This window comes from Streptomyces sp. GMY02, from assembly GCF_019056675.1.
Classification (GTDB): Bacteria; Actinomycetota; Actinomycetes; order Streptomycetales; family Streptomycetaceae; genus Streptomyces; species Streptomyces odonnellii.
The window spans coordinates 3,578,561-3,601,325 of the sequence record NZ_CP077658.1; the positions used below are offsets into that span (position 1 = coordinate 3,578,561).

Here is a 22,765-nt window from a genome sequence, read left to right on the forward strand (position 1 = left end):
CGGCTCGCGAAGAGTAGTCCCCACCCCTGGATTGGTCAAACTTGATTAGTACGTGTCGCCCTCGTCGGGAATCCCCGTCGCGTACGGGTTCTCCTCGCCGTCGCCGAGCACGCCCACCCACGGTTCGCCCTCGCCCGCGAAGGTGTAGGCGCCGCCCTCGATGCGCTTGATCAGACCGCGCGTCCACTCGGCGCCGGTGTCCGCCGAATGCACCCAGAGGTTCATGATCTCGCCGATGTGCCCGAGCTGTTCCGGACCGTCCTCGGGTACGTAGTGCTCGGTCACGGCGGACCGCCAGGCCTCTATCCCGGCCACGCGTTCCTTGAGCAGTTCAACGACCTCGGCACGCGGCAGATCGACGATGGAGCCGAGCCCGGCGGACAGTACGTCCATCTTCTGGTCGTATGTGGTGAGCGATTCACGCAGCAGCCGGAAGTACTCCTCGCGGCCCGCGTCCGTGATCTCGTACTCGGTCCTCGGCGGTCCGCCCGCCGTGCTCGGCGCCACCTCGTGCGCCAGCAGCAGGCCCTGCTTCGCCATCTGCTTGAGCGCGTGGTAAATCGAGCCGGGCTTGGCGGTGGACCACTCGTGGGCGCCCCAGTACTCCAGGTCGTTGCGCACCTGATAGCCATGGGCCCGGCCGTGCTGACGGACCGCGAAGAGCACGAGCAAACGGATCGCTGACATGGCTCCAGGTTATGGCCCCGGCGGACGGCACCGTGGCCGGTGCCCGCGCGGGGCCCGTCCCGCCGCCGGCCCGCCGGAGCAGGGGCTCGGAGCAGGGCTCAGAGCGGGAATTCCGTACGGCCGTGCTGCACCGAGATCCACTTCTGCGTGGTGAACGCCTCGACCGTGGAGTCCCCGTTGAGCCGGCCGAGACCCGAGAACTTCTCCCCGCCGAACGCCACCATCGGCTCGTCCTGCACCGTCGAGTCGTTGACGTGCATCATGCCGGTGACGATCCGCTTGGCGAAGGCCACGCCGCGCTCGACGTTCGAGGTGTGCACCGCCCCGCTCAGTCCGTACGGGGTGTTGTTGGCGAGCCGTACCGCCTCTTCCTCCCCGTCGAACGGCAGCAGCACCACCACGGGTCCGAATATCTCCTGCTGCATCAGCGGCGAGTCCTCGGCCAGCCCCGCCAGCACCGTCGGCTCCACGAGATTGCCGCGCGTCCGCCCCCGTACCAGCGCCGTGGCGCCCTCCGCGAGCGCCTGGTCCACCAGGGCCGTCAGCGCGTCCGCCTGGAAGGTGTTGATGACCGGGCCGATCTGGGTGTCCGGGTCGCGCGGGTCGCCGGTCCTGAGCGCCGTCACCTTCGCGATGAACTTCTCGGTGAACTCCCGCTCGATGCTGCTGTCCACCAGGATGCGGTTGGCGGCCATACAGACCTGCCCCTGGTAGATGAACCGGCTGGCGACGGCCGCGTCCACCGCGTAGTCGAGCCCCGCCTCGTCGAGATCGTCCAGGACCACCAGCGCGCTGTTGCCGCTCAGTTCGAGGATGGCCCGCTTGAAGTTGCTGCCCGCGACGGCGCCCACATGGCGGCCGACGCGGTCGGAGCCCGCGAAGGAGATCACCTTCGGGACGGGGTGCTCGATCAGCGCGTCACCGACCTCGGCGATGTCCGTCACCAGCACATTGAGCAGTCCGGCCGGCAGCTCCGCGTCCTCGAACAGCTTGGCTATGAGCCCGCCGCCGACCACCGGCGCGTTCTGGTTGGGCTTGATCACCACTGCGTTGCCGAGCGCCAGCGCCGGCGCCACCGACTTGATCGTCACCAGGAAGGGGTAGTTGAAGGGGCTGATCACCCCGATGACCCCCACCGGCAGCCGGTAGACCCGGTTCTCCCGGCCGTCGACCGGGGACGGCAGGATCCGGCCCTCCGGGCGCAGGGCGAGCTGGATGGCCTCGCGGAGGAACTCCTGCGCGCTGCGCACCTCGTACTCCGCCTTGACGCGCGTGCCGCCCAGCTCGTCGATGATCGCCTCGACGATGTCGCCCTTGCGCTCCTCGACCAGTCTGAGCACCCGCTCGAAGACCAGCCTGCGGGCGTACGGATTGGTCTCGGCCCAGTCGCGCTGCGCGCGTTCGGCGGCGCGGTAGGCCTCGTCGACCTCACCGACGGTGGCGATCGTGATGGCTGCGAGCTTCTCCCCGTTGTACGGGTTGAAGTCGATGATGTCCCACGAGCCGCTGCCGGTCCGCCACTCGCCGTCGATGTACTGGTGGGCCAGATCGGTGAAGTAGGACATGCGATCCCTTACTGCAGGTGCAAACTCCTGATGTGAGGTCATCGTACTGATGTCTCAGATCACTTGGAGCAGCTCGCGGAGGACATCCCGGCTCTCCTCGGGCCCCGGGCTGTCGACCTGTAGCCGCCCCATCACCCGTTCGTACTGAGCGACCTCCTCGCTCTTGTCGAGATAGAGCGCACTGGTGAGCTGTTCCAGGAATACGACGTCGGAAAGGTCCGACTCCGGGAAGCTCAGCATGGTGAACGCGCCGCTCTCGCCCGCATGTCCGCCGAAGCTGAACGGCATCACCTGGAGCGTGATGTTCGGCTGCTCGGAGATCTCGATGAGATGTTTCAACTGGCCCTGCATCACCGAGCGGTCGCCGTACGGACGGCGCAGCGCGGCCTCGTCAAGAATGGCGTGGAAGCGCGGTGCCCGCTCGGACACCAGAACCTTCTGCCGCTCCAGCCTGAGAGCCACGCGGCGGTCGACCTCACCGCGCGGCGCGTCCGGCTGGCCGCGGGTGACGACAGCGTGCGCGTACGCCTCGGTCTGCAGCAGACCGTGCACGAACTGCACCTCGTAGATACGGATCAGTGAGGCGGCGCCCTCCAGACCGATGTACGTCTGGAACCAACCGGGCAGCACATCACCGAAGCTGTGCCACCAACCCGCGACATTCGCCTCTCTGGCGAGGCCGAGGAGGGCAGAGCGTTCGCCCTCGTCAGCGACACCGTAGAGGGTCAGCAGGTCCTCGATGTCTCTGGCCTTGAAGCTCACCCGTCCCAACTCCATACGGCTGATCTTGGACTCGGAAGCGCGGATCGAGTAGCCGGCGGCTTCACGTGTGATGCCGCGCGTCTCGCGCAGCCGCCTGAGCTGTGAGCCAAGCAGGATGCGCCGCACCACGGAACCGCCCGATTCGGCTGCGGTCACGTCTCCAACCCTCCCCATCGCATGTTGTTCTGCCTGGAGCACCCCCGGACCCCAAGTGCCGGATTCTGCCATCAAAACGCTTCAGCCCGTACTCATTCGATTACGGAAATAAGAAGCCTTTGCGTAGCGACCAAAACTGGTCACGAGGAGAAATGTGCCAGAACCGGTACGGTCGTGGTCAAGTCCGGCGCGTGCACGTGCATCTGCCCTTGCATCTGCCCTACGCATTGGGAACCATGGTCCTCGCGCACCTGCGTGCTCGTTCGTGATTGACGTGATGTGACTCTGGACCACCGCAGTATCGCTACGGCCGCGAATCCCGGGAGTGCCTCGCATGGGGATGAATGGATCGACCATGCTCGAGCCGTTAAGGCAGGGGCTTCCCCCGATCGATCCCGCGGGCGCCGCGGGGTCCGCGTCGTGTGCGCTGCCGGCCCGCTATGAAGCGGTGCGCGGGGCCCGGCAGTTCACCCGGACGACACTCAGCCGCTGGGAGCTGGACGACCGCTTCGACGATGTCGCCCTGGTCGTCTCCGAGCTGGTCACCAACGCCCTGCGCCATGCCCTGCCCGCGGACACGCCGCGGGAGCCGCAGGACCCGCCCGTACGCCTGCACCTGATGCGGTGGACGTCGCGGCTCGTGTGCGCGGTACGGGACCCCAGTCACTCGGGGCCGGCGGCGCGCGAGGCCGGCGAGGACGGCGCGGCGGAGTCGGGGCGGGGACTGTTCCTGGTGGAGTCGTTCAGCGACACCTGGGGCTGGCATCCACTGGCGGGGTCGCTGCACGGCAAGGTCGTCTGGGCGCTGTTCCAGTTGCGGACCGACTGAAGTCGACCAGGACCCACCGCTCTGGGCGCGGTCACTCAGGCGAGTGGCTGAAATCTAACTGTTGAGACGGCGGCGGTACGGGCTTCAGGACCCGGGACACGCCTCTGCGGCGACGCCGGTTGCCGGGCGTGGCGCCTGCCGGAACGTTCCGGCAGGCGCTCAGGCGCCCGTCGCCAAGTGATCGAACTCCCCGTCCTTGACACCCAGTAGCAGTGCCTCTATTTCGGCGGGCGTGTAAACCAGAGCGGGACCGTCGGGGAAGCGTGAGTTACGTACCGCCACTTCCCCGCCAGGCAGCTTCGCGAACTCCACACAGGACCCCTGCGAGTTGCTGTGCATGCTCTTCTGCCAGACGACTCCGTGAAGCTCTGTGGCCGTTATGCCGTTGTACACGTGGTGCACAGGTCGCTCCCCGAGTTTCAAGGTGCAGTAGTCAACTGTCTCGGATCATAGCTGTGTTTCATGTGCTGATGCATGAGCAAATGCACGTGCACGCGGGGTGGTCCTTTGATTACAGACGCCGCACCGAGGCGGCCGTCCGGAGCGAATCCCTCGTGCTCTAGGAACAGACGCGTTTCATGCCCATTCGGATCCCAATTCCGGCCATGGTCTATGGGTTTGAGACCGGTATGAGACCGGTTCAACACAATGGGGCCCCTCCTGACCTGCTCAGGAGGGGCCCGCGGGGTTCAGCGCGCCGCCCGGCCGTACAGCGGCGGCGCCAATTCCGGGGCGTTCTTGACCGCCCGCGCCGGCGCACGCTGTTGCCGGGCCGTCACCCTCGTCGCACGGAGGCTCCGAATCCGCCCGCGGCCGGAGATGAATTCCGCGACAGATCCGTGTCCTTGTAGTCGATATAGGGCACGCAAGTGCTCCTGGTAGCTTGGCGCGGTCCGGTATCCGGTACCCGACAAGGGGGACTTGAACGTGCAGAAACTCGTACGAACCAGCGCCGCCACGGCCGGCCTCGTCGCCGCACTCGCCTTCGCGCTCACAGGCTGCGGCGGTGACGGCGCGGACGGCGACTCGGGGAAGGACAGCAGCAGTTCGGGGACGCCGAGTGCGACGGCGTCCGGCTCGGGTTCCAGTTCGGGCTCCGATTCGAATTCCGGCTCCGGTTCCGGCTCCGGCGGGGACGCCGGCGGCGGTGTCGAGGGCACCTGGGCCGGACTGACCGACGGCAAGGCGGTCGCGCTGTCCGTCAAGGCGGGGAAGGTCGCGCTCGTCGCCGACAACCATGTGTGCCAGGGGTCGGTGGAGGACATGGGCGAGCCGATGCTCTCCCTCACCTGCGCCGACGGGAACACCGACCGCACCATGGGGTCGATCGAGTCCAACGACGGCAAGACGCTGGTGATTTCGTGGGGCAAGGGCACGAAGGACACACTGACGAAGACCGAGACCGGGGTGTTCCCCGAGGGCCTGCCGACGGATCTGCCCACGGCTGTGCCGACGCCGTAGCGCGGGGGCGGTGTGTCCTCGGTCGCCGGACGGGCCGGTCCTGAGCGGAACCGTCCGACGGCCGTGGGCAGCGGCGGCCGTGAGCAACGGCAACAGAGGACAGCAGCCGAGGACGGCGGCCGTGGGCAGCGGCGGCTGTGGGTAACAGCGACACAGGACAGCGGCAGAGGGCGGCGCTTGGGGGTCGCTTGGAGGGGGGACCGTCAGTGCGGCACGCGTGCCGCGTCCGCCGCCGAGGTCCCGTGGTGCCAGCCCTCCGCGTCCGTCACTCCGCGGACGCGGGTCGCCACCGTCTCCGGGAACATCCGGTCCGTACGGTCGGCCACCGCCACATCCCGCGCCGCGAGCACGGGCAGCAGCCCGCCACCCTGCCCGCCATCCCCGTCCCCGTCCCCCTCGCCGCTCGCGCTCGCCTCCCGCGTCGTACGCTCCGTGGCCTCCGCCAGCCGCTCGCCGATGCGGTGGGCGTACGCCATCAGGAACGACTGCCGGAACGTCTTCGTCCGCTTGCGACCGCCCGCACGCTGGGCGGCCTCGGCACGGGTCATCGCGGACGTCCCCTGGAGCAGCAGCGAGGTGTGGAGCAGTTCGACGGCCTCCAGATCGGGTTCGAAGCCGACGACCGTCGAGAAGCCGTACGCGCTGTTCCAGACGGCGCGGCAGCGGTTCGCGGAGGCGACGGCGTCGAGCAGGATCGCCTTCGCGGTCTCGTACGGGGCGTCCACCCCGATCCGGCAGGCGCCCGGCACGTCGCCCCGTTGCGTACGGTCGGCGAGCAGGGCCTCGTCGATGCTGTGCCGGGCCATCAGCTCCTGCGCCTTGGCGGTGAGGGCCTCCGCCTCCTGCGGATAGCCGGTCGCCTCGGCCTTGGCGAGCAGTGCCCGGATCCGGGTGAGCATGCGCGGCTCGCCCTCGGCGGGAGGCAGATGGACGGGCGTACCGGGCACCGGACCCACCGGCTCGATCGCGGGCAGCCGGACGAGCTGCACGTACAGCTCCAGTACGGCGGTGGCGTACGAGAAGCGGTCGGTCCTGCGGGACCACGAGCCGCCCTCGTCGTCCGGACCGGCGGACTCCGCGAGGTCCGCCAGTTGCGCGGTCCAACGGGGTGGCAGCCGCTCGTACCGTTGCACCTCAGCGGTTATCAGCTCGGCGAGCAGCCGCAGATGCGGGGCGTCCAGATCGCGGCGAACCAGCCGTACGAGATCGGCGGGCTGCCAGCCGCGCTCCCAGGCGAGCCGTACGAACCCCTCACCGCGCAGGCGCAGTTCGGCGTCGGCCGCGGGGTCGGCGGCGAGCAGGGAGGCGCCGGAGTCGATGCCCCGGCTGCGCTCTCCGTCCGGCGCGGAGAGCACGGTGTGCAGGGCGCGCTCGACGGTTCGGGCACCCGCGGCGGTGGCATCCGTGTCACTCATGGACCCGATGATCCCAGGTCCGGCGGGAGCGACGGCGGGACGGGCGGTTTCCGGGACGGACCGATCCCGGAAGGGAAGGGGCGGTTCTTGGGGTGGGCGGGTCTGTCCACAGGCTGTGGATATCCGGGCGCTGTGCGTGGCGGGGCGACTACCGTTGCTGTCTCCAACACCTGATCCGACAGCGCCTGGTCCGACGGTCCGGCGCGGGGAAGGACTTCCATGGGCGAGAACAAGCGCCGCATGCTGGCCGGGGAGTGGTATCTCCCGGACGACGAGGAGCTGGGCGCGGACACCGAGCGCCGGTTCGCGCTCTGCGCGGCGTACAACGCCAATGGCGGGGCCCCGGCGGGCGAGCGTGCCAAGATCCTCGCGGAGCTGCTGGGTTCGGTGGGCGAGGGCGTGCGCATCCGGCCGCCGTTCCAGTGCGACTTCGGCCGTTACATCAGCATCGGCGACCGTACGTTCGTCAACTTCAACGCGGTCTTCCTGGATTGCGCGCCGATCACCATCGGCTCCGACGTCCAGATAGGCCCGAATGTGCAGTTGCTGACCCCGATCCATGAACTCGCCACGGAACGCCGCCGGGCGGGCTGGGAGCGGGCCGCTCCGGTGACCATCGGCGACAACGTCTGGCTGGGCGGTGGGGTGATCGTCTGCCCGGGGGTGACGATCGGCGAGAACACCGTGGTGGGCGCGGGAGCGGTGGTGACGAAGGACCTTCCGGCGGGCGTGCTGGCGGTGGGGAATCCGGCGCGGGTGATCCGGACGCTGGAGATATGACTCTGCAGATATGAGAAGGAAGGCCCCGGGGGAGCAGAGCCCCGAGAGGCGGGTCCAGTGACGGGTCGCCGGCACGGGGCGTGCCGGCAGACACGGCCTAGCGGCCGATGAACTCGCACCACACCACCTTTCCCCGCACCGGGCCCGCGTGGTCGCCCCAGTCCGCCGCCAGGGCGGTGACCAGCAGCAGACCGCGGCCTTCCTCGGGGTCCGCCATGTCCGTACCGGCCGGACCGGTGCCGATGGGCCATCGCGGGGGCGTACGGGACGGATCCGCGACCTCGACACGGAGCCGGTTCCGCAAGCGGAAGTCCGCGCGGAAGTCGGCGCGAAAGTCCGTGCGCATGTCCGTGTGGTCTTCGGTGCGGTCCTCCGTGCGCAGGATGCTGAGTGAGACCGGCCCCCGGGTGCAGCCGCAGAGGCAGACACCGTGTCGTACGGCGTTGGTCACCAGCTCACTGACCACCAGCTCGACGGTGGCGCTCAGTTCGGCGTCCACCCGGCGCAGCGCGAGCACCTCACGGGCGTGCCTGCGCGCCCTGGGGGCCGCTTCCGGCTTGTGGGGAAGCGGGATTCGGGTCAGGGGCAGCCAGGATCGGCCGGGGTCGTAGACGTCGTGCACAAGTCCACTGTCGGTGGGCATCGTTACTCTCTGGAATCAAGAATTACTGAAAGCAACCTATGGTGCATGAGAGGAGTCCGCCGTGCCATGTCACCCGTATCAGCGCCTGCTCCGGCGATTGTCAAGGCGTGATCACCAACTTGCCGCTCGCGTGACCGCTCTCGCTCGCTTCCTGGGCCTTCGCCGCGTCCGCCAGCGGGAAGGTCCCGGCGACCCGGAGGCGCAGTTTCCCCTCCGCCGCCAGCCGGACGTTCTCGGCGAGGGCGGCGCGCTTCCTGCCGGGGGCGGTGACGCCGGAGGAGAAGGCCACTCCGTGGTCGGCCGCTCCGGGGTCGGCGATGGTGATGATCCGGTCCGTGGTGCCGCCGCGCAGTTCGATCGAGTCGGGCAGCGCGCCTCGGCCCGCGGTGTCGAAGACCGCGTCCACGCCCTGGGGCGCGACCGCGCGGACGCGCTCGACCAGTCCTTCGCCGTACGCCACCGGCACCGCCCCCAGCGAGCGGAGGTAGTCGTGATTGGCCGGGGACGCCGTGCCGATCACGGTGGCGCCGCGGGCCACCGCGAGCTGTGCGGCCACGGAGCCGACCGCGCCCGCCGCGCCGTGCAGCAGCAGGGTCTCGCCCCTGCGCAACGCGAGCTGGTCGAGCACCCGGCGGGCCGTCTCGCCCGCGACGGGGATCGCCGCGGCCTCCTCCCAGCCCAGGGAGGGCGGCTTGGGCACCACGGTCTCGGTGAGGGCGTACTGGGCGTAGGCGCCGGTGGCGGTCCACCCCACGACGTCGTCGCCGACCGTCATGTCCGTGACGCCTTCGCCGGTTTCGTCCACGACTCCGGCGAACTCCAGGCCGGGCACGGCGGGCAGCCGGGTGGAGAAGAGCTGTTCCATCCATCCGTGGCGGATCTTCCAGTCCATCGGGTTGACGCCGGCCGCCCGGACGGCCACCCGGACCTCACCGGGGCCGGCGTGCGGTTCGTCGACGTTCTGGGTGTGCAGGACGTCCGGGCCGCCGAACTTCTCGAACACAGCCGCTCGCATGTCGGTCTCCCTTCCGCGCGGGCCACGGTCATGGCCACATTTCCGATACTCCCGGCGTCCGGCCCCACGCGCCTTCCGAGCGGTTCGCGGGGACGCGGGGGACCCGCCGTTGTCAGACCCGGCTGCGAGACTCGGCGTATGACCGGGAGATGGGCCCTGGCCCCCGCGGAGGGCGGTGGCGCGCTGCTGGCTCCGCTGGGCGCGGACGGCCGGGCGGCGGGGCCCGTGCTGCGGGAGCCCGATCTGGTCGCGGCGGTCGGGGCCCGGCTGGCCGACGCCGGGCGATGGGTGTGGCGGTCCAGCGCCGAGGTGTATCCGCGGCTGCTCGCGGCGGGGGTGCGGATCGAGCGGTGCTACGACATCGAGGCCGCGGAGCTGCTGCTGCTCGGCCATGAGGGGCGGCTCGGGGAGCCCCGGTCGGCCGCAGCGGCCTGGGCGCGGCTGCGGAACGCGCCGGTGCCGTCCGATCCGCCGGCGCGCTCGGCGGAGCCGGGCTCGCAGTCCTCGCTCTTCGAGCCGCACGCCGGGGCGGAGATTCCGTTCGAGGCGCTCCTCGATGTGTACGCGGAGCAGCAGCGCCGGCATCTGGCGGCCGAGCATCCGGGCCGGATGCGGCTGCTCACGGCGTCCGAGTCGGCGGGAATGCTGGTCGCCGCAGAGATGCACCACGCGGGGCTGCCCTGGCGGGCGGATGTGCACCGGGAGGTGCTGAACGAGCTGCTGGGCGAGCGGTACGCGGGCGGCGGCGAGCCACGGCGGCTGGCCGAACTGGCCGACGAGGTGTCGGCGGCCTTCGGGCGGCGAGTGCGGCCCGATCTGCCCGCGGATGTGGTGAAGGCCTTCGCCCAGGCCGGTGTCAAGGTGCGGTCGACGCGGCGCTGGGAGTTGGAGAAGATCGGCCATCCGGCGGTGCAGCCGCTGATCGAGTACAAGAAGCTCTACCGGATCTGGACCGCGCACGGCTGGAGCTGGCTCCAGGACTGGGTGCGGGACGGCCGGTTCAGACCGGAGTACCAGCCCGGGGGTTCGGTCTCGGGCCGCTGGACCACCAATGGCGGCGGGGCACTCCAGATACCCCGGGTGATCCGGCGCGCGGTCGTCGCCGACGACGGCTGGCGGCTGGTGGTGGCGGACGCCGACCAGATGGAGCCACGGGTGCTGGCCGCGATCTCCCGTGATCCGGGCCTGATGGAGGTGGCGGGGCACGGCGGCGATCTGTACACGGCCCTGTCCGACCGGGCGTTCTCCGGTGACCGCGCCCACGCCAAGGTGGCGCTGCTGGGCGCGATCTACGGGCAGACGTCCGGCGACGGGCTGAAGAATCTGGCGGCACTGCGCCGGAGGTTCCCGCTGGCCGTGGCCTATGTGGACGACGCCGCGCGGGCGGGCGAGGAGGGCAGGATCGTACGGACCTGGCTGGGCCGGACAAGTCCCCCGGCGGCGGGCGCGGAGGACGACGGCGAGGCCGGAATCCCCCAGGAGATACCCGGCGCGCCGGGCCCGGGCATGGACGAACCGGACTCCGGCGGCGGCGAGTTCACCCCGGGCTACGCCTCGTCGAACGGCCGGGCGCGCGGCCGGTTCACCCGTAACTTCGTCGTGCAGGGCAGCGCGGCCGACTGGGCCCTGCTGATGCTGGCGGCCCTGCGCCGGTCCATCGCGGGCATGCGGGCCGAGTTGGTTTTCTTCCAGCACGACGAAGTCATCGTCCACTGCCCGCAGGAGGAGGCCGAGGCGGTCGTGGAGGCGATCCGCGAGGCCGGTGATCTGGCCGGACGGATCGCCTTCGGAGAGACCCCGGTGCACTTCCCCTTCACGACGGCGACGGTGGAGCGCTACTCCGACGCGAAGTGAGAGGAGTCCGGAAGTGACCGGAAGTGAGAAGAAGCCGGCAGGAGAGGGGGCCGTGAGGCGGGGCCGGTGGCTCAGAAGCCGGTGAGGGTGATCTTTCCGATGGAGGTGCCGGACTCCTGGATGCGGTGGGCCTCGCGGAGGTTGGCCGCGTTGACGGGGCCGAGGTCGCGCCCGACGGTGGTGGCCAGGGCGCCCTGGTCCACCAGGCGGGCGACCTGGCTGAGGATGTGGTGCTGCTTCTGGCGGTCGGGGGTCTGGAAGAGGGAGCGGGTGAACATGAACTCCCAGTGGAAGGAGACGCTCTTGGCCTTGAGCACACCGATGTCGAGCGAGTCGTAGTCGTCGATCGACACGAGCTGGCCGAACGGGGTGAGGATCTCGGCGTACGAAGTGATGTTCCGGTGGGTCGCGGCCGTACTGAAGATGTAGCGGACCCCGCCCGGCGCGATGTCCTTGACCTGCGCGGCGAGCGACTGGTGGTGGTCGATGACATGGTGGGCGCCCATGCGGCGGGCGAAGGCGGTGGTCTCCGGCCGGGAGGCGGTGCCGATCACCGTCAGGCTGGTCAGTGACCGGGCGAGCTGTACGACCATGGCGCCGACACCGCCCGCGGCGGCCGTCGCCAGCAGCACGCCTTCCTGGTCAAGGGCGCCATTGCGCAGGCCCATCCGGTCGAAGAGGCCTTCCCAGGCGGTCAACGCGGTCAGCGGGAGAGCGGCGGCCTGGGTGAAGGTGAGCGTGGCGGGCTTGGGGCCGACAAGACGCTCGTCGACGGTGTGGAAGCGGGAGTTGGCGCCGGGGCGGTCGATCGCGCCGGCGTAGTAGACCTCGTCACCGACCGCGAACAGCTCGACCTCGTCGCCGACGGCCACGACCGTACCGGCCGCGTCCCAGCCGAGCACCTTCGGGTGCCCGCCGGGGTCGGTGTTCTGGCGGACCTTGTAGTCGACCGGGTTGGTGGCGATGGCCTCGACCCGTACGAGCAGATCGTGCGGGCCCGGCTCGGGGACGGGCAGCTCGATGTCCACCAGGCTCTGGGGGTCGTCGATGGGGAGGCTCTCGCGGTACGCGACGGCGGGCATGGGCGTACCGGGGCGCGCCTCTTGGGAGTTCGGATTCTGGTCCTTGGTCACGTGTCCACGCTAGGAGGAAGCCGGTGGTTACCCGCAAGGGCAACTAGTACCCATGGGAAAGCATGGAGGTCAACGGCGCGAGCCATACCGCCGTTTGTGGTCCGGGGGTGCCTTGGGAAGGTCACCGCGGGGGCGCGGAACGGAGTGCTCCGGCGACCGCGTGCCCTCCGGCGTCCCCGCGCGTTGTACCGATCATGAACACGCATCGTTTTCTCCTCGCCTTCGCCGGCTCCGCCTTCCTCACCGCCGTCGCCCCGTCCGCGGCCCACGCCGATCTCGGCGAGACCCTGAGCAGTACGGCCCAGACCGCGTCGGCGGTCGGCGAAGAGGCCGGTCCGGTGGTGGAGGGAGTCATCGGAGACAAGGTGGGCCAGAAGGTGAAGGCCGCCAAGGGCGTGGTGAAGGGTGGCGCCGACGCGATGAAGTCGGGCAGGGACCTCCTGAGCTGAGCGTCCCGGCCCGGAGGGCCGCAGCCACAACCGCAGCCGCCGTCACAGCCCGGGTCCGCGCCGCCCGGACGCTCGGCAATGAGTGGTGCTCGTGCGTAGCAGAGGACACGATGGACACGCGAGTACGCTTCTCATCCGATTTGTATATGATTGGCGCATATGAACGAGCGGCTGGCTTTGCTGAACGCCGTGGACGCCGTTCTTCCGGAGACCGAAGTGCTGCGGCTCGCTCTTCAGCAGGCGGTCGCGGAGTTCAGCGGTCTCGGCGGTGTGATCCATGTCCGTGGGTCAGTGAACGCTCACCGTATGTATCTGGTCACTGCCAGCGGGCTTCCGCGTGCGCTCACACGTGCCTGGGACGGAATACCGGACGACGGGCCGGAGGCTCCGGCGCTGGCCGTGCGCGGGGGATCCACCGTATGGCTGCCCGCCTCCTCGGGCCCGGGCACGGGCATGGTGTCGACGCCGCTGCTCTCCCCGAAGGGAACGTTCGGGGCGCTCTCCGTCGTCACCACGGCCCCGGGCGAACCGACCACCGCGCAGAAGGACACCCTCCGAGCCGTCGCGGGCTGGGCCGCCGACCGGCTCCGACGGGCCGAGGAGCCCACTGTCCCGCCCCCGGAGCAGACGGCACCGGGGGCGCGGGACGTCACGGGCGGACGGGACGGCCACCCGCGCCACTGGTCCAGGAACGGCCTCACCGTCACGGATCCACCACCATCCGCCGGAGCCTCAAGCGCCCCAGCCGCCCCGGCCACACCTGAAACCCCGGAAGCCCCGGCCACCCCGGAGACTCGCAAAGCCCCGGCCACCCCCGAAGCCCCGGCCGCCCACGAAACCCCCGTACCCCCGGTCGCCCCCGAAATCCCGGTCGCCCCCGTAACCCCGGAAACCCCCGAAGCCCCCGGCATTCCGCGGCTCCCCGATGTCCCCGACATCCCCGGGGCCGGGGCGCAGGACGTCCTCAAGGCCACCCGGGTCGGCTCCTGGGAGCTGTACGCGCCCACCGGGCGCCTCCATGTCGACCAGACCCTGCTCGATCTGTTCGGCTTCGACCCCGAGACCTATGACGGCCGTACCGAGACCTGGCTCGGCATCATCCACCCCGACGACCGGCCCTGGGTGGTCAACGAGTGGAAGCAGGCCGTCAACACCTTCGGGCTGATCGACCTGGAGTACCGGGTGCGCCGCCCCGCCGACGGCACCCTGATGTGGGCCCATATCCGGGGCCGCGCTGAACCGGGCACGGAAGACCGCCCGTACCGGATCGTGGGCACGGCCTGGGACAGCACCGAGACGGGTCTCAGCCGCGATGCCATCCGTCGCGCACTGCGCCATATGAGTGACGGGTTCCTCTCCCTCGACAGTTCCTGGCGGATCGCCTTCGTCAATGTGGAGGCGGAGGGCCTGCTGGGCTGCCCCTCCCGGCGGCTGGTCGGCAGCGTGCTGTGGGATCTGCCGGTGGTCCACCGGGTGCCGGGGCTGGAGGCCCGCTGCCGCGAGACCGCCGCCGGGACGACCGCAGTCGGCTTCGACGCCGAGTGGCCGGACACCGGGCGCTGGTTCCATATCCGGCTCGTCCCCCTCCCCGACGGCCTGGCCTGCTACTTCGCCGACATCACCGAGCGCAGGCAGCGTGAGGCGGACCGCGAGGCGGCCGAGCGTCAGGCCGCCGAACGGGCCGCCCGTATCCAGGAGCTGACCGCCGATCTGGCCGAGGCCGTCACCACCCAGGATGTGACCGACGCCGTCGCCCGGCGGGTGCTGCCACCCTTCGGCGCCTCCGGTCTGGTCATCCAGGTCAATGAGAACGACCGGATGTGGGTCGTCGGGATGGTCGGCTACCCCGAGGAGTTCCGCCAGGAGGTCAATGGTGTCTCCGCGTCGCGCAGGGCGCCGGCCGCCGACCGGCTGCGTACCCGTACCCCCTGGTTCTGCGGCTCGGTGGAGGAGTACACCGAGATCTACCCGGAGTACGCGGCGCGGCCCGAGGCGATCCACAAGGAGGCGTTCGCGTTCCTGCCGCTGATCGTGTCCGGGCGGGGCGTCGGTGTCTGTGTGATCGCCTTCGACCGGCCGCACGAGTTCACCGGCGAGGAGCGGACCCTGCTGATGGCGGTCAGCGGTCTGGTCTCGCACGCGCTGGAACGGGCCCGGCTGTACGACGCCGAGCACAGCCGGGCCCAGCAGCTCCAGCGCACCCTGCTCCCCCGGGCGCTGCCCACCCTGCCCGCCGTCACCGCCGCCGCCCGCTATCTGCCGGCCGGGCAGGGCATGGACGTCGGCGGCGACTGGTACGACGTCATCCCCGTCTCCGGCTGCCGGGTCGTGCTCGTCATCGGCGATGTGATGGGGCACGGCCTGTCGGAAGCGGTCACCATGGGCCGCCTCCGTACCGCCGTACGGACCCTCACCGACCTCGAACTGCCGCCCGAGGAGATCCTCAACCACCTCAGCGAGCTGATCTCCGGTCTCGACGACGACTCCTTCGCCACCTGTCTCTACGCGGTGTACGACCCGACCAACGGCATCTGCACCTTCGCGCGGGCCGGCCATCCGCCGCCCGCCGTGGTGCATCCCGACGGCTCCGTGACCTTCCCCGAGTCGGCCCCCGACCCGCCGCTCGGCGTGGCCGAACCGCCGTACGAGACCGTGGAACTACAGGTCCCCGAGGACAGCCTGCTCGTCCTCTACACCGACGGCCTGATCGAATCGTCCTGCCGTGACATCGACACCGGCATGGACCGGCTCGCGCAGCTCCTGGCCGCCCATCACGACGGCGACCTCGACGATCTCTGCGACCGGCTCACCTCGGACCTGCTCCCCGCCGACCAGCAGAACGCCGACGACGCCGCGCTGCTCGTCGTGCGCTCCCACCGGCTGGCGCCCGACGACATCGCCACCTGGTCGCTGCCCGACGATCCCCAGTCCGCGGGCACCGCGCGGAAGTTCGTCGGCGAGCAGCTCGCCGCCTGGCATCTCGACGAGTTGGTGACCACCACGGAACTGCTGGTGAGCGAGCTGATCGCCAATGTGGTCCGGCATGCCCGGGGGCCCGTACGGCTGCGGCTGCTGCACTGTACGACCCTGGTCTGCGAGGTCTACGACGGCAGCCCCACCACCCCGCGGATCCGCCGCGCCAGCGAGACCGACGAGGGCGGGCGCGGCCTCCAGATGGTCGCGGCGCTCTCCGAGCACTGGGGCATTCGCTACACCGGCAGCGGAAAGTGCATCTGGACCGAACAGGCGCTGCACGTACCGGAGACCGCGGCCCCCAGTACATCCGGTTCCAGCCTCGACCAAGTGGCCTGACGCACCCGGCACCCTCTACCCGGTGGCCTGAACTCGGCCCGACCGACGCCCGAATTGCGGCATTAGCCAGGAATTGATGTCCGAGGTGCGCCGGTTCACGGAGAAGAGTGAGTGAATCCTGCGTTTCATGTGTGAAGAGGTACTCACACTGCCTCTACTTTCTTTCGTACAGTAGCGCTCCACGCGCATATCTGGCGCAAAAGCACATCACCACGTGGGGTGGGGGCCGGGTTCGGTGTCGGGGTTTTTTGATGAAATATGGTCATGGATCGTCACAGCGGTGGGGGAGACTTCATGGCGTGAGGTGATGCCACTCGGCCTGGCCGGCGCCTTCGTCTGGGCACTGTGGCTCTACCGTGCGGTCCTCTCGCGGTTCGCCCGGCCGGTGGTGAACGAGTTCCGTACGACGGTGTCGGTCGTGGTCCCGGCCTACCGCGAGGATCCGGACATCCTTCTGGACTGTCTGAAGACCTGGCTGGATCAGGACCCCACCGAGATCATCATCGTCCCGGACGTCGAGGACACCGAAGTCCTGCGCAGGCTGGCGCTGGTGGAGGATCCGCGGGTGCGGGTGCTGGCGTTCGAGCACCGCGGCAAGCGGTCCGCGCTGGGCGTGGGGATACGGGCGGCGACCAGCGAACTCGTCGTCCTGGTCGACTCGGACACCCGCTGGCAGCCGGGGCTTCTCGCGGCGGTCCAGATGCCGTTCGTGGACCCCGAGGTGGGCGGCGTCGGCACCCAGCAGAACGTCTATCTGCGCGGCACCAGTGTCTGGCGGCGGGTGGCCGACTGGCTGGTCAACCTCCGTTACTACGACTACGTTCCGGCCATGGGACGCGCGGGCGCGGTGGCCTGTCTCTCCGGCCGTACGGCGGCGTACCGGCGCGCGGCGATCGAACCGGTGCTGGAGAACCTTGAGAACGAGTTCTTCCTCGGCCGCCGGTGTGTCGCCGGGGACGACGGGCGGCTGACCTGGCTGGTGCTGGCGTCCGGCTACCGGACCGTGCACCAGTCCTCCGCACGGGCGCTGTCGATGTTCCCGGCCTCGCTCTCGGCGTTCGTGAAGCAGCGGGTGCGCTGGAGCCGCAACTCGTACCGCTGCTATCTGACCGCGCTGTACAAGGGCTGGCTCTGGCGAGTGCCCATGGTCACCAAGATCACGGTGCTCCAGATCCTGCTGACGCCGGTGACGATGGGGATGGCGCTGGGCTATCTGCTGTTCAGCAGGCTGGAGTTGAACGGGCGCGGGGTGGTGCTCGTCCTGATCTGGCTCATCGCGGGACGCGGTATCCGCGGCTACTCGCATCTGCGCAGATATCCGCAGGACCTGGTCCTGCTGCCGCTGCTGGCGCTGGTGGTCATCATGATCTCGCTGCCGATCAAGCTGTACGCGTTCGTCACCATGAACAAGCAAGGGTGGCTTACCCGTACGAGCGACAGCGTGGGCGGCGAGGGGCAGGACGCGGCGTCGCTCATCAACTCCGGGCGGTCGGGCGCGATTCCGGCGCACGCGGGTGCTTCCACCGGCGCTCCTGTCGGCACGAGCGCTGCCGCAGGCGCTGCCGTCGCGCGCCCTGTGCACACCGATTCGGCTTCTCCGGCAGAGGCGGTCCAGCGATGAGTCACTCGTACACGCCGTCCGCCGCGCGGAGACCGCGACGTCTCCGTGCCGCCGCGCGCCTCACGGCCGTACTCCCCGTGGCCCTGGCCCTGTTCCTCGGCTCTCCCGCGCCCGCGTCGGCCGACGGCTCGGACGGGCAGGACGACCGGCCGGTCACCACCGCCGAGGACGCCGAGAACGAGACCGCGCTGGTCGCCGAGGAGGACCACCGGCTGGACCAGGTCCGCGCGGTGGCCGCCGTCGCCCCGCTGAAGGGCGAGAAGTGGACCCGCCCGTACCGGCTGGAGACCGCGGGCGGCTACACCCTGGTGTTCACCCCGCGTACCCAGCCGTACGGCGTCTCCGACCTGCTCAAACTCGCCCCGCAGACCTTTGTGCGCAGCAAGCGCGACGGCTCGTACCTGCTGACCGAGAACATCTATCTGCTCGCCGGGGCGAAGCTGAAGCTGTCCAGTCCGGGCGGGCTGAACCTGCGGCTGGCGAGCAACACCAGGGGCTTCGTGTCGATCGTCTCGTTCGGCGGCCGGCTCACCCTGGAGGGCACTCCGCAGGCACCGATGAAGATCAGTAGCTGGGACCCCGCCGCCAACAAGCCCGACACGGACGTACGGGACGGGCGGGCCTATGTGCGTGCCATCGGCGGCCAGTTCTCGATGGACCACGCCCAGGTCTCGGATCTGGGGTTCTGGAGCGGCCGTACGGGCGGCCTCAGCCTCACCGGCACGGACCGGCCCGACACCGGCAACATCAAGTACACCGACGGCGATCAGGATCTCAACCGCCGGGAGCTGGCGGCGGCCGACGACAAGGCCGAGCGCGAATCCGAGCAGACGCCCCACGCGGGCGGTGTGATCGCCCAGCCCGCGGGTGAACTGGCGGCTCCGGACAGCCGGTTCTCGGTGCCCGATCTCTCCTATGTCTCCGCGGAGATCAAAAACTCCACCATCACGGGCAATCTGTACGGGCTGTTCCTCTCCGGCGCCACCGGGGCCAACATCATCCGCACCAAGGTGATCAACAGCCTTGAGGACGGGGTGGTGCTGCACCGCGGTGTCACCAATGTGGTCGTGGACCGCACGGTCTCGCAGGGGAACGGCGGTGACGGCTTCGTCCTGTCACGCGCGACCCAGCAGGTGCGGGTCACCGGTTCGAAGGCGCTGTCCAACGGCGGCAACGGCTTCACGCTCAGCGGCCGGCCGCTGGCCAACGGCCCCTCCGCCTCCGGCGAGTCCACCAGCAGCTACGGCTCCAACTCGGTGTCCGACAGCACCGCGAGGGACAACGGCCGGTACGGCATCGAGGTCTTCGGCGGAGTGAACGTCGGCGTCCAGAACAACGAGGTCGACGGCGGCGACATGGGCATCGTGGCCCGCGAGGACGCCACCAAGGTCGCCATCACCGGCAATCACCTCACCGGTCAGACACGCCAGGGCATCTCGGTGCGCGACGGGGTGTCGGCGGCCACGGTCACCGGCAACATCATCGAGGGTACCGAGACCGGCGTGTACATCCGTGACTCGCAGGCGGAGGTACGGGGCAACACCGTCCAGGACGCCACCAACCACGGCATCTCACTGGTGGGCGGGATCGACAAGTCGACCGTCTCGTACAACGTCGTCGCCGGGGTCGGCCCGAGCGCGGTGGACACGAGCCGGGCGCACGGCGGGGTCACGCTCAAGGAGAACCAGACCTTCGCGTGGCACGACACCAGTGCGTTCTGGGTCAAGTTCAAGCACTACGCCAGTCCGATGACACTGCTCTGGGTGTCCATCCTGGTGCTGATCCTGGTGTCGGCGGTGCTGGGTGCGCGCCGGCGCGCTGAGCGGGACGGGCGGCCGAGGGTCCATCCGTACGCGGACAAGATGCCGCTGCCCAGCGCGCCCGCCACCGAGGTGCGGGCGGCGGGTACGGGTGCGGGCACGGGCTCGGGCTTGGGCGATACGGAGGCGAGGCCGAGGGGGCGGCACAGGATCCCGGCGATGACGGGCGGTCCCGGGCCGACGTAGACCTGCTTCCCGGTCCGGGCCCTGGAGCCTGGCCTCCGGGCGCCCGGCCTCCTGGCTTCAGGCGCGTAAGGCTTGGCGCCCGGAGGCACCCCAGTGGCCCGGACCCGTATCCGAGACCCTGACCCCGACAACTCATTCCCGCGAAGCCGGAGTTACCGCCGATGTCATCCACGCCACCTCCGCCCGATCTGCCCGAGGCGCCCGAGCCGCCCCGCAGGACCGGGCTGCCCAGCGGGCCGGCCCTCTGGCTGTCCGGGGGCGCGTTCCTGATCGCCCTCGCCGCGCTCGTCGTGGCCATCGCCGGGAGCGGCGACAGCTCGGAACCCGAGGTGACCGCCGGCGCCACCACGGCCGGGCCCAACGCCACCTGGTCCGTACGGCCCGGGACCCTGCCCGACGACCCGGCCGAGCCGGACCCGGTGGTGACCGACGGGGCGAGCACCGGTTCCGCCTCGCCCGCGCCCTCCGGCCAGGTCGACTGCCCGCCGGCCTCGGTCACGGCCTTCGACGCGCCCTCGCTGGAGGAGGCCCTCGCGCAGGCGGGGCCCGGGGACAGCATCCGGCTGGCGGACGGCACGTACACCGGCCGTTTCACCGCCAAGACCCCCGGCCTTGCCGAGAATCCGGTCTTCCTGTGCGGCGGCCCCGGCGCGGTCGTCGACGGCGGCGGCACGGACGGCGGGTACGCGCTGCACCTCGACGGCGCGTCGTACTGGCGGCTGGTCGGCTTCACCGTACGGAACGGCCAGAAGGGCGTGATGGCGGACCGGGTACGGGGAACCGTCATCCAGGGCCTCACCGTCGAGCGGATCGGCGACGAGGCCATCCATCTGCGGAACTTCAGCTCCGACAACATGGTCCGGGACAACACCATCCGGACCACGGGACTGCGCAAGGAGAAGTTCGGCGAGGGTGTCTACATCGGCTCCGCCGAGTCCAACTGGTGCACCGTCAGCCAGTGCAAGCCGGACGCGAGCGACCGTAACGCGGTGGTCGGCAACCGCATCAGCGACACCACCGCCGAGGCCGTCGACATCAAGGAGGGCACCACCGGCGGCCGGATCACCGGCAACTCCTTCGACGGCTCGAAGCTCGACGGCTCCCACAACGACTCCTGGGTCGATGTGAAGGGCAACGGCTGGCTGATCCAGGGCAACACCGGCCGCCACTCCCCCGAGGACGGCTTCCAGACCCACGAGATCCTCAAGGGCTGGGGCAGCGGGAACACCTTCAAGGGCAATACGGCGCAGGTGGACGGGCCCGGCTGGGGCTTCCATCTCACCTCGGACGGCAATGAGGTGGCCTGCGACAACAAGGTGACCGGGGCGGCCAAGGGGCTCGCGAACGCGGCCTGCACGCCCTGACCTGCTCGCGCTGGCCGGCCTGGCTGGCCGACTGACTATCAGGCTGCCTGATCGGCCGCGCGGCCGGCTGACTGACCGGTCGGCTGACTGCTCGCGCTGCCCGGCCGGGGTGCCTGCTCGCTTCACCTGGCCGGGCTGTGGGCCGGGCCTCACGACAGGGCCCGAGGCCTGCGCCCCGTACCCCCCGTACCACCCGCTCGACCCAGTCACCCCGCTTTCTCCGCTCAGGCGCCCGACCGCTCGCGCGCCATCCGTACGCCCCTGGAGGCCGGCATGACCACTCCCGCTCCCCGCATCACCGTCATCGGCACCGGCTATCTCGGGGCCACTCATGCCATCTGCATGGCCGTCCTGGGCTTCGAGGTCCTGGGCGTGGACGTGGACCCGGCCAAGATCGAGCGGCTGCGCTCGGGCGAGGTGCCCTTCTTCGAGCCCGGGCTGCCGGAACTGCTCGCCAAGGCCCTGGACTCCGGCCGGCTGCGCTTCACCACGAGCCCCGAGGAGGCCGGGGAGTTCGGGGACATCCACTTCATCTGTGTGGGGACGCCGCAGCAGCGGGACTCGTACGCCGCGGACATGACGTACGTCGACAGCGCGGTCGGCGCGCTCGCCCCGCATCTGCGCAGACGCGCGCTGGTGGTCGGCAAGTCGACCGTGCCGGTGGGGACCGCGGCCCGGCTGACCGAACTGGTGCAGCGGACCGCCCCGGCCGGTACGGAGGTCGAACTGGCCTGGAACCCGGAGTTCCTGCGCGAGGGCTTCGCGGTGGAGGACACCCTGCGGCCCGACCGGCTGGTGTTCGGCACGGCCTCGGAGTGGGCCGAGGAGCAGCTACGGGCCGCCTTCGAGCCGGTCATCGCGCAGGGCACCCCGGTGGTGGTCACCGATCTGCCGACCGCCGAACTGGTCAAGGTCGCGGCCAACTCGTTCCTCGCCACGAAGATCTCGTACATCAACGCGATGGCGGAGGTCTGCGAGGCGACCGGCGCTGATGTGACGGGTCTGGCCACGGCCCTCGCGTACGACGACCGGATCGGCGGCCGGTTCCTCAAGCCGGGCCTCGGCTTCGGCGGCGGATGCCTGCCCAAGGACATCCGCGCGTTCAGCCACCGGGCCGAGGAGCTGGGCGTGGGCCAGGCCGTCGCCTTCCTGCGCGAGGTGGACGGCATCAACCAGCGCCGCCGCGCCCGTACGGTCGATCTCGTCCGCGAACTGACGGGCGGCGAGCTGGCCGGGGTACGGGTGACCGCGCTGGGCGCGGCGTTCAAGCCCGACTCCGACGACATACGCGACGCCCCCGCGCTGGATGTCGCCAGGACCCTGCACCGGGCGGGCGCGCATGTCACGGTCGTGGACCCGGCGGCCACCGGGAACGCCCGCCGCGCCTTCCCTGAGCTGGAGTACGCGACGGACGCGATACCGGCCGCGACCGGGGCCGATGTGGTGCTGCTGCTGACCGAGTGGTCCCAGTTCCGCGAGATCGACCCGTATGCGATGGGCTCGGTGGTCGCGCGGCGCCGGATCGTCGACGGGCGGCACGCGCTGGACCCGGCCCAGTGGCGGGCGGCGGGGTGGGAGTACCGGGCGCTGGGCCGCCCCTGATCCCCGGACCCCGCCCCTGACCTCACCACCGGACACTCATCCGCACAGGACCCCAGCCCGCCTCCGCCAGGCCCTCACCGGCCCGGCGGAGGCGGGTTTCCTCATGTCGCC

General features: G+C 70.3%; 18 protein-coding genes and 1 pseudogene. 10 read left to right on the top strand and 9 right to left on the bottom strand.

Features of this window, described 5'->3' with window-relative positions; all coding sequences use genetic code 11:
* Positions 1-45: 45 nt before the first annotated feature.
* From KQY30_RS15090 to KQY30_RS15100, 3 genes are all read right to left on the bottom strand, one after another.
* The gene (locus tag KQY30_RS15090; RefSeq protein WP_217307260.1) at positions 46-687 is read right to left on the bottom strand and encodes a PadR family transcriptional regulator; all 642 of its coding nucleotides are present in this window, start codon (positions 685-687) and stop codon (positions 46-48) included.
* Positions 688-785: 98 nt separating this feature from the next.
* Positions 786-2,252, bottom strand: coding sequence for an aldehyde dehydrogenase family protein (locus KQY30_RS15095; protein ID WP_217307261.1), 1,467 nt, complete (start codon positions 2,250-2,252; stop codon positions 786-788).
* 54 nt (positions 2,253-2,306) lie between these two features.
* On the bottom strand, positions 2,307-3,188 hold the full coding sequence (locus tag KQY30_RS15100) for a helix-turn-helix transcriptional regulator (RefSeq protein ID WP_217307262.1): 882 nt from the start codon (positions 3,186-3,188) through the stop codon (positions 2,307-2,309).
* A gap of 316 nt (positions 3,189-3,504) precedes the next feature.
* Here KQY30_RS15100 and KQY30_RS15105 point away from each other — a divergent pair, with 316 nt between their 5' ends.
* The gene (locus tag KQY30_RS15105; RefSeq protein ID WP_217307263.1) at positions 3,505-3,999 is read left to right on the top strand and encodes an ATP-binding protein; all 495 of its coding nucleotides are present in this window, start codon (positions 3,505-3,507) and stop codon (positions 3,997-3,999) included.
* Positions 4,000-4,158: 159 nt separating this feature from the next.
* On the opposite strand, the gene KQY30_RS15110 is transcribed toward KQY30_RS15105, so the two are convergent.
* Positions 4,159-4,401, bottom strand: a complete 243-nt coding sequence (locus KQY30_RS15110) for a DUF397 domain-containing protein (RefSeq protein ID WP_046504855.1) — start codon at positions 4,399-4,401, stop codon at positions 4,159-4,161.
* A 287-nt stretch (positions 4,402-4,688) separates the two neighbouring features.
* Positions 4,689-4,864 (bottom strand): annotated as a pseudogene (locus KQY30_RS15115) (30S ribosomal protein S18); the annotation flags it as partial.
* A gap of 62 nt (positions 4,865-4,926) precedes the next feature.
* On the opposite strand from KQY30_RS15115, the gene KQY30_RS15120 reads away from it, so the two are divergent.
* Positions 4,927-5,460 (top strand): hypothetical protein, encoded by a 534-nt coding sequence (locus tag KQY30_RS15120; RefSeq protein ID WP_217311071.1) that lies wholly within the window; start codon positions 4,927-4,929, stop codon positions 5,458-5,460.
* 203 nt (positions 5,461-5,663) lie between these two features.
* Here KQY30_RS15120 and KQY30_RS15125 read toward each other — a convergent pair whose 3' ends face one another.
* The gene (locus tag KQY30_RS15125; RefSeq protein WP_217307264.1) at positions 5,664-6,875 is read right to left on the bottom strand and encodes a DUF2786 domain-containing protein; all 1,212 of its coding nucleotides are present in this window, start codon (positions 6,873-6,875) and stop codon (positions 5,664-5,666) included.
* Positions 6,876-7,094: 219 nt separating this feature from the next.
* On the opposite strand from KQY30_RS15125, the gene KQY30_RS15130 reads away from it, so the two are divergent.
* On the top strand, positions 7,095-7,655 hold the full coding sequence (locus KQY30_RS15130) for a sugar O-acetyltransferase (protein WP_217307265.1): 561 nt from the start codon (positions 7,095-7,097) through the stop codon (positions 7,653-7,655).
* Positions 7,656-7,752: 97 nt separating this feature from the next.
* On the opposite strand, the gene KQY30_RS15135 is transcribed toward KQY30_RS15130, so the two are convergent.
* Positions 7,753-8,298 carry an ATP-binding protein gene (locus KQY30_RS15135; RefSeq protein WP_217307266.1) on the bottom strand — a complete coding sequence of 182 codons (546 nt, stop codon included), beginning with the start codon at positions 8,296-8,298 and terminating at the stop codon, positions 7,753-7,755.
* A gap of 100 nt (positions 8,299-8,398) precedes the next feature.
* On the bottom strand, positions 8,399-9,313 hold the full coding sequence (locus tag KQY30_RS15140; protein WP_217307267.1) for an NADP-dependent oxidoreductase: 915 nt from the start codon (positions 9,311-9,313) through the stop codon (positions 8,399-8,401).
* Between the two features lie 138 nt (positions 9,314-9,451).
* Here KQY30_RS15140 and KQY30_RS15145 point away from each other — a divergent pair, with 138 nt between their 5' ends.
* Positions 9,452-11,167: a bifunctional 3'-5' exonuclease/DNA polymerase gene (locus tag KQY30_RS15145; protein WP_217307268.1), complete on the top strand. Its 1,716-nt coding sequence runs from the start codon at positions 9,452-9,454 to the stop codon at positions 11,165-11,167.
* Between the two features lie 71 nt (positions 11,168-11,238).
* On the opposite strand, the gene KQY30_RS15150 is transcribed toward KQY30_RS15145, so the two are convergent.
* On the bottom strand, positions 11,239-12,249 hold the full coding sequence (locus KQY30_RS15150; RefSeq protein WP_217311072.1) for a zinc-binding alcohol dehydrogenase family protein: 1,011 nt from the start codon (positions 12,247-12,249) through the stop codon (positions 11,239-11,241).
* A 245-nt stretch (positions 12,250-12,494) separates the two neighbouring features.
* Between KQY30_RS15150 and KQY30_RS15155 the strand changes: the two genes are divergently transcribed.
* The 6 genes from KQY30_RS15155 to KQY30_RS15180 all read left to right on the top strand — a co-directional run bounded on the left by KQY30_RS15155 (position 12,495) and on the right by KQY30_RS15180 (position 22,654).
* On the top strand, positions 12,495-12,749 hold the full coding sequence (locus KQY30_RS15155) for a hypothetical protein (protein WP_217307269.1): 255 nt from the start codon (positions 12,495-12,497) through the stop codon (positions 12,747-12,749).
* A 159-nt stretch (positions 12,750-12,908) separates the two neighbouring features.
* Positions 12,909-16,061 (top strand): SpoIIE family protein phosphatase, encoded by a 3,153-nt coding sequence (locus tag KQY30_RS15160; protein ID WP_254407133.1) that lies wholly within the window; start codon positions 12,909-12,911, stop codon positions 16,059-16,061.
* A 280-nt stretch (positions 16,062-16,341) separates the two neighbouring features.
* The gene (locus tag KQY30_RS15165) at positions 16,342-17,682 is read left to right on the top strand and encodes a glycosyltransferase family 2 protein (RefSeq protein ID WP_254407134.1); all 1,341 of its coding nucleotides are present in this window, start codon (positions 16,342-16,344) and stop codon (positions 17,680-17,682) included.
* Positions 17,679-19,688 (top strand): right-handed parallel beta-helix repeat-containing protein, encoded by a 2,010-nt coding sequence (locus KQY30_RS15170; protein WP_217307270.1) that lies wholly within the window; start codon positions 17,679-17,681, stop codon positions 19,686-19,688. The genes KQY30_RS15165 and KQY30_RS15170 overlap by 4 nt, the downstream gene beginning before the upstream one ends.
* Positions 19,689-19,849: 161 nt before the next feature.
* A complete protein-coding gene (locus KQY30_RS15175) occupies positions 19,850-21,052 on the top strand; it encodes a right-handed parallel beta-helix repeat-containing protein (RefSeq protein WP_217307272.1) in 1,203 nt (400 codons plus the stop codon).
* 273 nt (positions 21,053-21,325) lie between these two features.
* Complete coding sequence (locus KQY30_RS15180; protein ID WP_217307273.1) at positions 21,326-22,654, top strand: UDP-glucose/GDP-mannose dehydrogenase family protein; 1,329 nt, start codon at positions 21,326-21,328, stop codon at positions 22,652-22,654.
* Positions 22,655-22,765: the final 111 nt, after the last annotated feature.